Raw genomic sequence first — 13,337 nt, 5'->3', positions numbered from 1 at the left:
ACCGACCGCACGGTTGTTGTACGCATCGCCCGAGAGACCCCGTCAACAACCGTGCGGTCGGCGTGAAGGGTCAGTCGCTGACCCGCACCAGCACCTTGCCGGTCACCCCGCGCTCGACCGCGTCGTGGGCGGCCGCCGTCTCGGCGAGGGGGAAGTAGTGCAGCGGCAGCCCGTTGCTCTCCCCGACGCCGAGCGCGCCGTCGCGGACCGCGGCCGCCACGTCGTCGCGGGCGTTGGTCATCGCGTCCTCGCCGAGGGTGTAGAGCACCAGGAACTGGTAGCGGGCGTTGACCCACATGTTCGGGATGATGTCGAGTTCGACGCTGGACCCGCCGTCGTTGGCGTAGATCGAGATCGTCGCCCGGTTCTTGACCACGGCCGCGTCGAGTGCGGCGTTCGGTGCGGGCGCCACCTCGACCACGATGTCGACACCTTCGGGGACGATCTCCCGGATCGCCTTCGCGGTGTCACCCGCCTTGTAGTTCACGACATGGTGGGCACCCGCCGCGGCTGCGAGCGCCTCCTTCTCCGGGGTGCTCACGGTCGTGATCACCCGGGCGCCCGCCCACCGGGCCAGCTGGATGGCGGCATGTCCGACCGCGCCCGCACCACCGGCGACGAGCACCGTCGCACCCTCCAGCGCGCCGGGCTGCAACCGCGACGGCCACCCTTCGGCGACCGTGAGCGCGCGGTGCGCGGTGATCGCGGGCACCCCGAGACTCGCCCCGACCTCCAAGTCCACGCCCTCGGGCAGCGGGACCACCGCGGCGGCGGGCAGCACGACGTACTCCTGTGCGGTGCCGTCGGCGCGCTGATGCTGGGCCATGTACACCCACACCCGGTCACCGCCCGCAAGCCCGGTGACCCCGGCGCCGACCGCGTCGACCACCCCGGCCCCGTCGTGGTGCGGCACGATCTCAGGGAACTCGAGCGCGCCGCCCGGCCCCGCGCCCTGGCGGTGCTTCCAGTCGGTGGGATTCACCCCGGAGAACACGACGCGGATCCGCACCTCACCGTCGCCGGGCTCGGGCACCGGACGGTCGTGGAGTTCGAGCACGGAGCTGTCGCCCGTTCGGGCATAGGTGATCGCTTTCATGCGACGCACAACCGAGGCCCCGCGCTCGATGTTCCGCGCGCATCGGCGGATTTAGTCGGGAACCGCACGTCATGGGAAGATGGCACGCGTGTTGCGTTGGACCACTGCCGGTGAATCCCATGGCCGCGCGCTCGTGGCCGTGCTCGAGGGCATGGTCGCGGGCGTTTCGCTGACGACCGAGGAAATCGGCGCCCAGCTGAAGCGCAGGCGGCTCGGCTACGGCCGCGGCGCCCGCATGAAGTTCGAACAGGACGAGATCACCATGTTGGGCGGCGTCCGGCACGGCGTCACCCTCGGCGGGCCGATCGCGATCGAGATCGGCAACACCGAGTGGCCGAAGTGGGAGACCGTGATGGCCGCCGATCCGGTGGACCCCGCCGAACTCGCCGAGATCGCCCGCAACGCACCGTTGACCCGGCCGCGGCCCGGCCACGCCGACTACGCGGGCATGCTCAAGTACGGGTTCGACGACGCGCGCCCGGTGCTCGAACGGGCCAGCGCCCGCGAGACCGCCGCCCGCGTCGCGGTGGGCACCGTCGCGCGCAGCTTCCTGCGCCAGGCGCTCGGCGTGGAGGTCGTCTCGCACGTCATCTCCATCGGCGCGTCCACCCCGTACGACGGTCCGCCGCCGTCGCCGGCCGACCTCGCCGCGATCGACGACAGCCCGGTGCGCGCCTTCGACGAGGCCGCCGAGAAGTCGATGATCGCCGAGATCGAGGCCGCCAAACGCGACGGCGACACCCTGGGCGGGGTCGTCGAGGTCGTCGTGTCCGGACTCCCGGTCGGCCTCGGCTCGTTCACCAGCGGCGACGACCGCCTCGACAGCCAGCTGGCCGCCGCCGTGATGGGTATTCAGGCCATCAAGGGTGTGGAGATCGGCGACGGATTCGAGACCGCCCGGCGCCGCGGCAGCGTCGCGCATGACGAGATCTACCCCGGCCCCGACGGTGTGACACGGTCGACCAACCGGGCAGGCGGACTCGAGGGCGGTATGACCAACGGCCAGCCGCTGCGAGTGCGCGCCGCGATGAAGCCCATCTCGACCGTGCCGCGCGCCCTGGCCACCGTGGACATGTCCACCGGTGACGAGGCCGTCGCCATCCACCAGCGCTCCGATGTCTGCGCGGTGCCCGCCGCCGGTGTCGTCGTCGAGACCATGGTGGCGCTGGTGGTGGCCCGTGCGGCGCTGCGCAAGTTCGGCGGCGACTCGCTCGCCGAAACCCAGTCCAACGTGCGGTCCTATCTGCGGGCCGTCGCCGAGCGCGAACCGGCCACGGCGCAGCGGGCGCAGGCGTCGGGCTGATGGCGCCGCGGGCGGTTCTGGTCGGCCTGCCCGGCTCGGGCAAGTCGACCATCGGCCGACGCCTCGCCAAGGCGCTGGGGCTGACCCTGCTCGACACCGATGCCGCCATCGAGGAGACCACCGGCCGCACGATCGCCGACATCTTCGCCACCGACGGTGAGGCGGAGTTCCGGCGCATCGAGGAAGAGGTCATCCGCTCGGCGCTGCAGACCCACGACGGGGTGCTGTCCCTCGGCGGTGGCGCCGTCACGACGCCGGGCGTGCGCGAGGCGCTGGCCGGGCACACCGTGATCTACCTGGAGATCAGCGCCGCCGAAGGGGTGCGCCGCACCGGCGGCAGCACCGTGCGACCCCTGCTGGCTGGACCCGACCGCGCCGAGAAGTACAAATCGCTGATGGAGGCCCGCGTCCCGCTGTACCGGCGGGTGGCCACCCTGCGCGTCAACACCAACCGCCGCAACCCCGGCGCGGTGGTGCGCCACATCGTCACCCGACTCGAGAAGGCCGATCACGGTCGCGAAAAGGCCGACGCGACAACGGAATCCGTGAAACCCGCCCCGAAGCGGCCACGACGCAGGCGCCGCCCGCCGTGGCGCAGGGATGCGGCCAAGGAACCGCGCGACCCCGACAGTCCGCCCACCCCGGCGATGATGGCGCCCCGCAGGACGCCGCCGACGCCGGACCCCGACACGACTCTGGAGAAGAACACGTGAGTGAGCCGGTGACCGTCGACGTCCTGGTCGACCCGCCCTACCCGGTGATCATCGGCACCGGGCTGCTCGGCGACCTGGGCCGGTTGCTCGAGGGCAGGCACAAGGTGGCGATCCTGCACCAGCCGACGCTCTCGGTGTCCGCCGAGGCGGTACGAAGCCATTTGGCCGACAAGGGAATCGACGCCCACCGCATCGAGATCCCCGACGCCGAGGCCGGTAAGGACCTGCCGGTGGTCGGCTACGTCTGGGAGGTGCTCGGCCGGATCGGCGTCGGCCGCAAAGACGCGATCGTCAGCCTCGGCGGGGGAGCGGCCACCGACGTCGCGGGTTTCGTGGCCGCGACCTGGCTGCGCGGTGTGGACATCGTGCACGTCCCGACCACCCTGCTCGGCATGGTCGACGCCGCGGTCGGCGGGAAGACCGGGATCAACACCGACGCGGGTAAGAACCTCGTCGGGGCGTTTCATCAGCCCGCCGCGGTGCTGGTCGACCTCGCGACCCTGGAGACGTTGCCGCGCAACGAGGTCGTCGCGGGGATGGCCGAGATCGTGAAGGCCGGCTTCATCGCCGACCCGCAGATCCTCGACCTCATCGAAGCCGACCCCGAGTCCGCCGTCGACCCCACCAAAGACGTTCTGCCCGAGCTGATCCGGCGGTCGGTCGCCGTCAAGGCCGAGGTGGTGGCCGCCGACGAGAAAGAGTCGGCGCTGCGGGAGATCCTCAATTACGGCCACACGCTGGCGCATGCGATCGAGCGCCGCGAGCGCTACCAGTGGCGCCACGGCGCGGCGGTGTCGGTGGGTCTGGTGTTCGCCGCCGAACTCGGGCGCCTGGCCGGCCGCCTCGACGACGAGACCGCCGACCGGCACCGGTCGGTGCTCACCGCGCTCGGGCTGCCGGTGAGCTACGACCCCGACGCGCTGCCGAAGCTGTTGGAGTACATGGCCGGTGACAAGAAGAACCGGTCCGGGGTGCTGCGCTTCGTAGTGCTCGACGGGCTGGCCAAACCGGGGCGCCTGGAAGGCCCCGACCCGGCGCTGCTCGCCGCGGCGTACTCGGTGGTAGGCGGAAGCCAGTGAGCGCGCCGACGAGCAGAGTCAACGTCATCAACGGCCCCAACCTCGGCCGCCTGGGCCGTCGGGAACCCGCCGTCTACGGCAGCACCACCCACGCCGACCTCGTCGCGATGATCGAGCGGGAGGCCGCCGACCTCGGGCTGAAAGTCTCGGTGCGCCAGAGCGACAGCGAAGCCGAACTCATCGGCTGGATCCACGCGGCCGCCGACGCCGGCGAACCGGTGATCCTCAACGCCGGCGGGCTCACCCACACCTCGGTCGCGCTGCGCGATGCGTGCGCCGAACTGAGCGCGCCGCTGATCGAGGTGCACATCTCGAACGTGCACCGGCGCGAGGAGTTCCGGCACCACTCGTACCTGAGCGGGGTCGCGACCGGCGTGATCGTCGGCCTCGGCGTGCGCGGCTACCTGCTCGCGCTGCGCTACCTCGCCGACAGTTAAGCGCGCTGCTGCTGTTCGGTGGTCGCCGAGTCGTCGCGCCCGTCGGGGCGCACCGCGGCGAACACGTCGGTGTCGGCGCGGTCGTCGTCCTCACCCTCTTTGCGGCGCGGCTGATCGGGCGTCTTGCGGTCGACGAGCCAGCGGCCCAGCGCCACGCCGATGATCGCCAGCACGAACGTCAGCAGCGCGGTGAACGCCGCGAACGTGGTGACCTCGTTCAGCAGGCCCTCGACGTAGAGGTTCTTGTAGAACACCCCGATCAGCCACGCGACGAAGCCGCTGACGATCCCGGCGAACAGACCGGCCAGCAGCCAGGTCATCGCCAGATCCGAACGCCGGTCCGGGTCGGGGTTGCGGCGGGCGTCGCCACGGCCGTCTGACAGGCCCCACAGGAACGCCACGATCGCGTACAACGCCACCAGCACCAGGCTGATCGTCGCCGCCTTGGTCTCCCACGCGTTGATCATCGCTCCCTGCAGCAACCGGACGATCACCATCAGGGCCGCGAACACCAGTCCGCGCAGTAACCACTTGCTCATGGCGCAACAGCGTAGCGAGTACCGTCAGCGGCTGTGACTCTTTCCCAGCGTAGAGACCGGCTGCGCGACCGGCTGGCCGCCGCGGACCTCGATGCGATGCTGGTCACAGACCTGGACAACGTCCGGTACCTGTCCGGATTCACCGGGTCGAACGCCGCGTTGCTCGTCCGCGTGTCCGATGCCACCCCGGTGCTGACGACCGACGGCCGGTACCGCACCCAGGCCGCCAAGCAGTCCCCGGACGCGGAGGTGGTCATCGAGCGGGCGTGCGGGCCGTACCTGGCCGGCCGGGCCGCCGCCGACGGGTTGCGCCGCGTCGGCTTCGAGAGCCACGTCGTCACCGTCGACGCGCACCGCAGGCTGCTCGACGCGGCGGGCGAGGCCGAACTCGTCCGCGCCGCGGGCACCGTCGAGGCGCTGCGGGAGGTCAAGGACGCCGGCGAGGTCACGCTGCTGCGGTTGGCGTGCGAGGCCGCCGACGCCGCGCTGCGGGATCTCATCGACGCAGGCGGGCTGCGGCCGGGACGCACCGAGAAGGAGGTGCGCCGCGATCTGGAGTCCCGGATGCTCGACCACGGCGCCGACGGTCCGTCGTTCGAGACCATCGTCGCGACCGGGGCGAACTCCGCGATCCCACACCACCGGCCCACCGACGCCGTGCTGGCCGAGGGCGACTTCGTCAAGATCGACTTCGGGGCACTGGTCAGCGGCTACCACTCCGATATGACGCGCACGTTCGTGCTGGCCCGCGCCGAGGATTGGCAGCGCGAGATCTACGACCTGGTCGCCACCGCGCAGCGGGCGGGCACCGATGCGCTGGCCGCGGGGGTGCGGTTGTCTGATGTGGACGCCGCATCGCGCCAGGTCATCGCCGACGCGGGCCACGCCGAACACTTCGGCCACGGCCTCGGCCACGGGGTCGGACTGCAGATCCACGAAGCGCCGGGAATCAACTCCGCCGCCGCCGGTACACTGCTTGCTGGCTCCGTGGTGACCGTGGAGCCCGGTGTCTATCTGCCCGACCGGGGCGGTGTCCGCATCGAGGACACGCTGGTCGTCGGCCCCGATACGGGGACAGGATCAGGCACCCCCGACTTACTCACCCGGTTCCCCAAGGAACTGGCCATCCTCTGACACAGAGAGCTAGGAGATCTACCGACCGTGGCATCGACCGCCGACTTCAAGAATGGGCTCGTCCTGCAGATCGACGGCCAGCTGTGGCAGATCGTCGAATTCCAGCACGTGAAGCCCGGTAAGGGCCCGGCGTTCGTGCGCACGAAGCTCAAGAACGTGGTGTCCGGCAAGGTCGTCGACAAGACCTACAACGCCGGCGTGAAGGTGGAGACCGCCACCGTCGACCGCCGCGACGCGACCTACCTGTACCGCGACGGGTCCGACTTCGTGTTCATGGACTCCGAGGACTACGAGCAGCACCCGCTGCCGGAGGCGCTGGTCGGCCGCGCCGCGGACTTCCTGCTCGAGAGCATGCCGGTGCAGATCGCCTTCCACGACGGCGTGCCGCTGTACCTGGAACTGCCGGTGACCGTCGAACTCCTGGTCACCCACACCGAGCCCGGCCTGCAGGGTGACCGGTCCAGCGCGGGCACCAAGCCGGCGACCATGGAGACCGGCGCCGAGATCCAGGTGCCGCTGTTCATCAACACCGGGGACAAGCTGAAGGTCGATTCGCGCGACGGCAGCTACCTCGGCCGCGTCAACAGCTGACCATGTCTGACCGCAGGCCCGACCGGGGCCGACATCAGGCCCGTAAACGCGCCGTCGACCTGCTGTTCGAGGCGGAGGCACGCGGGTTGACCGCCGCCGAGGTGGCGACCGCGCGCAACAAACTGGCCGGAACCCAGCCCGACGTGACTTCGCTGAACCCGTACACCGTGACCGTTGCGCGTGGGGTGACCGACCACCGAGCCCATATCGACGACCTCATCTCCGCGCACCTGCAGGGCTGGACGCTCGACCGGCTGCCCGCCGTCGACCGCGCCATCCTGCGGGTCGCGGTGTGGGAACTGCTGCACGCCAGCGACGTTCCCGAACCCGTCGCGGTCGACGAGGCGGTCGAGCTGGCCAAGCAGCTGTCGACCGATGAGTCGCCCGGTTTTGTGAACGGCGTGCTGGGCCAGGTGATGCTGGTGACGCCGCAGATCCGGGCGGCCTCGCAGGCGGTGCGGGAGTCGGCGCAGGGGTCGACCGAGGGCTGAGCCGCCGTCACCGCCCGCTCATCGAGTGCGCGTAATCCGGCAGGGTGATCGCGTCGGCGGTGCGGAACCAAAGCCGCGACGCGACGGGGCGCAGCGGCCAGCGTTGCATCCACTTCATCGCCGCGGCGTTCTCATTGATCGCCTTCTCCGTCAGCGGCGCGTACCGGTCGAGGGTGTTGTTCAGTTTCTGGCAGCGGTCCACGTAGGGCCGCATGACGGCGTCGTACCGACGAAACGTCGCCCGCAGCCGGTCCACGGTCAAATCGGTTGTCCCCGGACCCAATTCGCCGGCCAGCAGGTACCCGCCGACCAGGGCCAGGCTGGTGCCCATCCCGCTCAGCGGGGACGCGCAATATCCGGCGTCACCGACCAGCGTGACCCGGTCACTGGACCACGCCCCCATCTTCACCTGGGTGAACGAGTCGAAGTAGAAGTCAGAGGCCTCCTCGGCGGCGGCCACCAGCGCGTCGCACTGCCAGCCCGCGCCGGCGAAGCGGTCCCGCAGGATCTTGCGCTGCTCGGCGAGATCGCGGCGGTCGTAGGTGATCGGCTCCGACCGGAACGACAGGCTGGCCTTGACCATCGACGGATCGTGCGACGGCCGCATCGATGCGTTGAGCCCGCCCGGCGCCTGGTACATCAGGTACCAGCCGTCCAGGCCGACCGTGTCGGGTGCGGAGAACCACGCGTTGTAGCCGCCGAGCGGGGTGACGAACCGCTCCTCGGGGCCGAACACGAGTCGGCGCACCGCCGAATGCGGTCCGTCCGCGCCGACGACGAGGTCGGCTTGCATCTCGGAGCCGTCCTCGAACGTGACGTCCACACCCGCGTCGTGTTCGGCCAGCGCGGCGATCCGGGTGCCGAACCGGTATTCGCAGCTGTCCTTGGTCGCCTCGTACAGCACCTCGACGAGGTCGCCGCGCAGGATCTCCAGCTTCGACACCGGCCCGTTGCCGTCGAACGCCGTCACCGGCATCTCGGAGCGGCGGCGCCCGTCCGACCGCACCCACGCGATCCCGCGCTGGAACAACGCGCGGCGCTTCATCTCGCCGAGCAGTCCCATCCGCTCGACCACGTCGGCGCCCGCGCCGCGCAGGTCGACGGTCTGCCCGCCGGGCCGGATGCCATCGGCGATCTCCGCGATGACGACACGAAACCCGTTGCGGGTCAACCACAATCCGAGGCCGGGTCCGGCGATCCCGGCGCCGCTGATCAGGACGGTCGGTGCTGACATGGCGACAGGCTAACCGCGCGGACGCGGCAGTGACGTCAGATTCCGAGTGCGGAGTAGGTGCGTCGCAGGAACTTCGGCTGCACCGACTGCAGCTTCATCAACGAGGTGTTGCCCGCGACCGCCGCGGCGGCGTCGGCGCCGAAGTTGGGCAGGTTCTGGATGAGGTAGAGCACGATCAGGTCGGCGCTGGGATCGGCCTGCCACCAGGTGCCGTACGCGCCGGGCCAGCTGAACGTGCCGAGCCCGCCGGGCCCGAACAGCTGACGCGACCGCGACGGGTCCGTCACCACCGACAGGTTCAGGCCGAATCCGCGGCCCAGCCAGAACGGCATGCCGAGGAACGGGTGCTGCTTCTGCTCGGGGGTCAACCGGTCGGTGCGCATCGATCGCACCGAGTCCTCCGACAGCACGCGCACCCCGTCGAGTTCGCCGCCGGCCAGCAGCATCCGCGCGAAGCGCAGGTAGTCGTCGGCGGTGGAGAACAGGTTCGCCCCGCCCATGCAGAACGGCGGCGGTGTGGTGGCCGGCGGCCCCATCGCGTCGTGGCTGAGCGTGTTGTCGTCCATGAGCTTGTACATGGTGGCGACGCGGGCGCGGTTCTGCGGCGCCACGTAGAACGCGGTGTCGGCCATGCCCAGTGGGCCGAGCACGCGTTCGGTGAGCACCTCCTGCAGCGACCTGCCCTCGATGCGCTCGAGCAGGATGCCCAGCACATCGGTGGCGTTGCTGTAGGTGAGCCGGTCACCCGGCTGGTGCTGTAGCGGCAGCGCCCCGATCTCCGCGAGCCACGAATCGGGGTTCTGCCGTGCCGAGATCCGCCCGTATGCCTTGGCCAGCGGTCCGGCGACGGAGAAGAAGTAGGCGAGCCCGCTGCGGTGGGTCATTAGGTCGTCGACGGTGATGTCCCGGCGTGCGCGGTGGGTTTTGTCCAACGGGCCCCCCGGGGCGTCGAGCACCTGCATGTCGGCCAGTTCGGGCAGCCACCGCGTCACTGGATCGGTGAGCGCCAAGCGCCCCTGCTCGAGCAGCGTCATCGCCGCGGCGACCGTGATCGGTTTGGTCATCGAGGCGATGCGGAAGATCGTGTCGCGCTGCATCGGCAGCTGCGCGGTGACATCCCGGTGTCCGAGTTCGTTCACCTGCACCACGCGCCCGCCCTGCCAGACCAGCGTGACGGCGCCGGAGAGCAGTCCGGCGTCGATGGCCTCACGGATGGAGGCCTGATTGCCATTCAGATTGCCTGCCGGGTTCATCAAGCCAGGCTAACCACTGCGGGGACGTGGTCGCTCGACTGGTAGGCTTTGCGCAGTTTGGCATCCTTTAACGATCCGTCCGGCGAGGCGGAGAAGGAGGTCTGGATCGCGCGTGGGCAGTCCTGACAACCCTGACCGGGAATTGATGACCGCGGCGGACGTGGGCCGCACCATTTCCCGCATCGCGCACCAGATCATCGAGAAGACCGCACTCGACGGCGAGGCCGACGCACCGCGGGTGGTGCTGCTCGGCATCCCGACGCGCGGGGTCACCCTGGCGACCCGGCTCGCCGAGCGGATCAAGACCTTCTCGGATGTGACGGTTCCGCACGGTGGGCTCGACATCACGCTCTACCGCGACGATCTGGGCACCAAACCGCCACGGCCGCTGGCGGACACCTCGATCCCCGCGGGCGGCATCGACAACGCGCTGGTGATCCTCGTCGACGACGTGCTGTACACCGGCCGGTCGGTACGTGCCGCACTTGATGCGCTGCGCGACCTCGGCCGTCCGGCCGCCGTCCAACTCGCGGTGCTCGTCGACCGCGGTCACCGCGAACTGCCGTTGCGCGCCGATTACGTCGGCAAGAACGTACCGACGTCGCGCAGTGAGAACGTCAAGGTGCGGCTCGCCGAGACCGACGAGGTGGAAGGCATTTGGATCGCACCGTACGGAGGGCCGAAGCGATGACTCGACATCTGCTGAGCGCGGCCGATCTGACGCGAGACGAGGCGACCGCGATCCTCGACGACGCCGACCGGTTCCGCCAGGCGCTGCTGGGGCGTGAGGTCAAGAAGCTGCCGACGCTGCGCGGCCGCACGGTGATCACGATGTTCTACGAGAACTCGACCCGCACCCGGGTGTCCTTCGAGGTGGCGGGCAAGTGGATGAGCGCCGACGTGATCAACGTCAGCGCATCGGGATCATCTGTCTCCAAAGGAGAATCGCTGCGCGACACCGCGCTGACCCTGCGCGCGGCGGGCGCCGACGCGCTGATCATCCGGCACCCGGCGTCGGGGGCCGCCCAGCAGCTCGCGCAGTGGACGGCCACCGACGAGGGCGGACCTTCCGTGATCAACGCCGGTGACGGCGCCCACGAGCACCCGACCCAGGCGCTGCTCGACGCGCTCACCCTGCGTCAGCGGCTCGGCGGGATCGAGGGCCGCCGCGTGGTGATCGTCGGCGACGTGCTGCACAGCCGCGTCGCGCGCTCGAACGTGCATCTGCTGCACACCCTGGGCGCGGAGGTGGTGCTGGTGGCGCCGCCGACGCTGCTCCCGGTGGGGGTGCAGCAGTGGCCGGTGACGGTGTCGCACGAACTCGACGCCGAGTTGCCCGCGGCCGACGCCGTGCTGATGCTGCGGGTACAGGCCGAGCGGATGAACGGCGCGTTCTTCCCGTCGGCGCGGGAGTACTCGGTGCGCTACGGCCTGTCGGAGAAGCGGCAGGCGCTGCTGTCGGATTCGGCGGTGGTGCTGCACCCCGGTCCGATGGTGCGCGGTATGGAGATCTCGTTCTCCGTGGCCGACTCCCCGCAATCAGCTGTGCTGCAACAGGTTTCGAATGGTGTGCACGTCCGCATGGCGGTGCTGTTCCATCTGCTCGTCGGTGCCGAACAGGAGGCGATCAGCGCATGAGCGTCGTGATCCGGGGCGTCCGCCCCTACGGCGAGGGCGACCCCGTCGACGTGCTGGTCGAGGATGGTCAGATCGCCGCCATCGGCTTAGGGCTCGAGCTGCCCGAGGACGCGGACGCCGTCGACGCCCACGGTCAGATCCTCCTGCCCGGTTTCGTCGACCTGCACACCCACCTGCGCGAACCCGGCCGCGAGTACGCCGAGGACATCGAGACCGGTTCTGCCGCAGCGGCTCTCGGTGGCTACACCGCCGTGTTCGCGATGGCCAACACCACCCCGGTGGCCGACAGCCCGGTGGTCACCGACCACGTGTGGCACCGCGGTCAACAGGTCGGATTGGTCGACGTGCACCCGGTCGGCGCCATCACCATGGGCCTGGAGGGCAAACAGCTCACCGAGATGGGCATGATGGCCGCCGGCGCCGGGCAGGTGCGGATGTTCTCCGACGACGGGGTCTGCGTCGACGATCCGCTGGTCATGCGGCGCGCCCTCGAATACGCCTCCGGGCTCGGGGTGCTGATCGCCCAGCATGCCGAGGAACCCCGGCTGACGGTCGGCGCCGTCGCGCACGAGGGACCCAACGCCGCGCGCCTCGGTCTGGCCGGCTGGCCGCGCGCCGCCGAGGAGTCGATCGTGATTCGCGACGCCCTGCTGGCCCGCGACGCCGGCGCGCGCGTACACATCTGCCACGCCTCCACCGCGGGCACCGTCGAACTGCTCACGTGGGCGAAGGATCACGGCATCGCGATCACCGCCGAGGTCACCCCGCACCACCTGCTGCTCGACGACACCCGTCTGGCCAGCTACGACGGCCGTAACCGGGTCAACCCGCCGCTGCGCGAGGCCTCCGACGCCGAGGCACTGCGCCGGGCGCTGGCCGACGGGGTGATCGACTGTGTGGCCACCGACCACGCCCCGCACGCCGAACACGAGAAGATGTGCGAGTTCGCCTCCGCCCGCCCCGGCATGCTCGGGCTGCAGACGGCGCTATCGGTGGTCGTGGAGACGATGGTCGCGCCGGGCCTGCTGACCTGGCGCGACGTCGCCCGCGTGATGAGCGAGGCACCGGCCCGCATCGTCGGGCTGCCCGATCAGGGCCGCCCGCTGGAGGTGGGGGAGCCGGCCAACCTGACCGTCGTCGACCCCGACGCGACCTGGACGGTCAGCGGCGCCGCGCTGGCCAGCCGTTCGGACAACACCCCGTACGAGGAGATGACGTTGCCCGGGGTGGTCACGCTGACCATGTTGCGGGGCAAGGTGACCGCACGCGACGGGAAGAGCCCGGTATCGGCGGGCAGGAGCGAAGCGACCGGGGGATCGGTCCTGTGAACACCGGCACGCTCGTCGCATCGCTGATCGTCGCGGCGATCCTGGTCGTGGTGATCGGCCTGCTGATCCGCGCCATGATGCGGGGCTGGCGCGGGAAGGCGCAGCGACAGGTCGAGCTCATCGGCAAGCTGCCGCCGCTGCCGGACACCGTCGGGCAGGCGGACCTGCCGCCGCTCAAGGGTCTCTATGTGGGCAGCACGTTCGCGCCGAACTGGCACGACCGTATCGTTGTAGGCGACCTCGGTTACCGCACGAAGGCGGTGCTGACCCGTTATCCCGAAGGGATCATGGTGCAGCGCAGCGGCGCGCACCCGATCTGGATCCCCGCCGAATCGGTGACGGCGATCCGCACCGAACGCGGCATGGTGGGCAAGGCGCTCACCCACGACGGGATTCTGGCGATCAGGTGGCGGCTGCCGTCGGGCACTGAGATCGACACCGGTTTTCGCGGCGACGACCGCACTGATTACGACCGCTGGCTGGAGGAAAAAGCGTGACTAG

The 13,337-nt window shown here is 70.3% G+C and carries 14 protein-coding genes and 1 pseudogene; 11 read left to right on the top strand and 4 right to left on the bottom strand.

Annotation, left to right across the window (positions count from 1 at the left end):
- Positions 1–70: 70 nt before the first annotated feature.
- The gene (locus AU194_RS13700; RefSeq protein ID WP_059089804.1) at positions 71–1,096 is read right to left on the bottom strand and encodes an NADPH:quinone reductase; all 1,026 of its coding nucleotides are present in this window, start codon (positions 1,094–1,096) and stop codon (positions 71–73) included.
- A gap of 88 nt (positions 1,097–1,184) precedes the next feature.
- Here AU194_RS13700 and aroC point away from each other — a divergent pair, with 88 nt between their 5' ends.
- The 4 genes and pseudogenes from aroC to aroQ all read left to right on the top strand — a co-directional run bounded on the left by aroC (position 1,185) and on the right by aroQ (position 4,628).
- Positions 1,185–2,399 (top strand): chorismate synthase, encoded by a 1,215-nt coding sequence (gene aroC, locus AU194_RS13695; RefSeq protein WP_059089856.1) that lies wholly within the window; start codon positions 1,185–1,187, stop codon positions 2,397–2,399.
- A pseudogene (locus AU194_RS13690) lies at positions 2,399–2,899 on the top strand (shikimate kinase); the annotation flags it as partial. The gene aroC and the pseudogene AU194_RS13690, both read left to right, overlap by 1 nt.
- Positions 2,900–3,108: 209 nt before the next feature.
- Complete coding sequence (gene aroB, locus AU194_RS13685; RefSeq protein ID WP_059089802.1) at positions 3,109–4,191, top strand: 3-dehydroquinate synthase; 1,083 nt, start codon at positions 3,109–3,111, stop codon at positions 4,189–4,191.
- Complete coding sequence (gene aroQ / locus AU194_RS13680; protein WP_059089801.1) at positions 4,188–4,628, top strand: type II 3-dehydroquinate dehydratase; 441 nt, start codon at positions 4,188–4,190, stop codon at positions 4,626–4,628. The genes aroB and aroQ overlap by 4 nt, the downstream gene beginning before the upstream one ends.
- On the opposite strand, the gene AU194_RS13675 is transcribed toward aroQ, so the two are convergent.
- Positions 4,625–5,167, bottom strand: coding sequence for a B-4DMT family transporter (locus tag AU194_RS13675; protein WP_059089800.1), 543 nt, complete (start codon positions 5,165–5,167; stop codon positions 4,625–4,627). The genes aroQ and AU194_RS13675 overlap by 4 nt on opposite strands.
- Positions 5,168–5,200: 33 nt before the next feature.
- On the opposite strand from AU194_RS13675, the gene AU194_RS13670 reads away from it, so the two are divergent.
- Genes AU194_RS13670 through nusB form a run of 3 tightly spaced genes read left to right on the top strand, consistent with a single transcriptional unit; the run spans position 5,201 to position 7,383 of the window.
- Positions 5,201–6,301 carry an aminopeptidase P family protein gene (locus AU194_RS13670; protein WP_059089799.1) on the top strand — a complete coding sequence of 367 codons (1,101 nt, stop codon included), beginning with the start codon at positions 5,201–5,203 and terminating at the stop codon, positions 6,299–6,301.
- Positions 6,302–6,328: 27 nt separating this feature from the next.
- Positions 6,329–6,892 (top strand): elongation factor P, encoded by a 564-nt coding sequence (gene efp / locus AU194_RS13665; protein ID WP_059089798.1) that lies wholly within the window; start codon positions 6,329–6,331, stop codon positions 6,890–6,892.
- A 2-nt stretch (positions 6,893–6,894) separates the two neighbouring features.
- Positions 6,895–7,383 (top strand): transcription antitermination factor NusB, encoded by a 489-nt coding sequence (nusB, locus tag AU194_RS13660; protein ID WP_059089797.1) that lies wholly within the window; start codon positions 6,895–6,897, stop codon positions 7,381–7,383.
- A gap of 7 nt (positions 7,384–7,390) precedes the next feature.
- Here the strand turns inward: nusB and AU194_RS13655 are convergent, their stop codons facing one another.
- Positions 7,391–8,617: an FAD-dependent monooxygenase gene (locus AU194_RS13655; RefSeq protein WP_059089796.1), complete on the bottom strand. Its 1,227-nt coding sequence runs from the start codon at positions 8,615–8,617 to the stop codon at positions 7,391–7,393.
- 35 nt (positions 8,618–8,652) lie between these two features.
- The gene (locus tag AU194_RS13650) at positions 8,653–9,870 is read right to left on the bottom strand and encodes a serine hydrolase (protein WP_059089795.1); all 1,218 of its coding nucleotides are present in this window, start codon (positions 9,868–9,870) and stop codon (positions 8,653–8,655) included.
- Positions 9,871–9,982: 112 nt separating this feature from the next.
- On the opposite strand from AU194_RS13650, the gene pyrR reads away from it, so the two are divergent.
- From pyrR to AU194_RS13630, 4 genes are read left to right on the top strand one after another with little or no spacing between them, the layout of a single operon-like run.
- Positions 9,983–10,561, top strand: coding sequence for a bifunctional pyr operon transcriptional regulator/uracil phosphoribosyltransferase PyrR (gene pyrR, locus AU194_RS13645; RefSeq protein ID WP_059089794.1), 579 nt, complete (start codon positions 9,983–9,985; stop codon positions 10,559–10,561).
- The gene (locus AU194_RS13640) at positions 10,558–11,508 is read left to right on the top strand and encodes an aspartate carbamoyltransferase catalytic subunit (RefSeq protein WP_059089793.1); all 951 of its coding nucleotides are present in this window, start codon (positions 10,558–10,560) and stop codon (positions 11,506–11,508) included. Before pyrR ends, AU194_RS13640 begins: the two co-directional genes overlap by 4 nt.
- Complete coding sequence (locus AU194_RS13635) at positions 11,505–12,836, top strand: dihydroorotase (protein WP_059089792.1); 1,332 nt, start codon at positions 11,505–11,507, stop codon at positions 12,834–12,836. The genes AU194_RS13640 and AU194_RS13635 overlap by 4 nt, the downstream gene beginning before the upstream one ends.
- On the top strand, positions 12,833–13,333 hold the full coding sequence (locus AU194_RS13630; protein WP_059089791.1) for a hypothetical protein: 501 nt from the start codon (positions 12,833–12,835) through the stop codon (positions 13,331–13,333). The genes AU194_RS13635 and AU194_RS13630 overlap by 4 nt, the downstream gene beginning before the upstream one ends.
- The last annotated feature ends 4 nt before the right edge of the window (positions 13,334–13,337 follow it).

It is taken from the genome of Mycobacterium sp. GA-2829, from assembly GCF_001499965.1.
GTDB lineage: Bacteria > Actinomycetota > Actinomycetes > Mycobacteriales > Mycobacteriaceae > Mycobacterium.
This window is presented reverse-complemented; position numbering and strand designations above follow the sequence as displayed.

Coding starts and splice junctions, on each gene's coding strand:
- AU194_RS13700 (WP_059089804.1), bottom strand. CDS start 1,096: ATGAAAGCGATCACCTATGCCCGAACGGGCGACAGCTCCGTGCTCGAA.
- nusB (WP_059089797.1), top strand. CDS start 6,895: ATGTCTGACCGCAGGCCCGACCGGGGCCGACATCAGGCCCGTAAACGC.
- AU194_RS13675 (WP_059089800.1), bottom strand. CDS start 5,167: ATGAGCAAGTGGTTACTGCGCGGACTGGTGTTCGCGGCCCTGATGGTG.
- AU194_RS13650 (WP_059089795.1), bottom strand. CDS start 9,870: ATGAACCCGGCAGGCAATCTGAATGGCAATCAGGCCTCCATCCGTGAG.
- AU194_RS13635 (WP_059089792.1), top strand. CDS start 11,505: ATGAGCGTCGTGATCCGGGGCGTCCGCCCCTACGGCGAGGGCGACCCC.
- AU194_RS13655 (WP_059089796.1), bottom strand. CDS start 8,617: ATGTCAGCACCGACCGTCCTGATCAGCGGCGCCGGGATCGCCGGACCC.
- AU194_RS13640 (WP_059089793.1), top strand. CDS start 10,558: ATGACTCGACATCTGCTGAGCGCGGCCGATCTGACGCGAGACGAGGCG.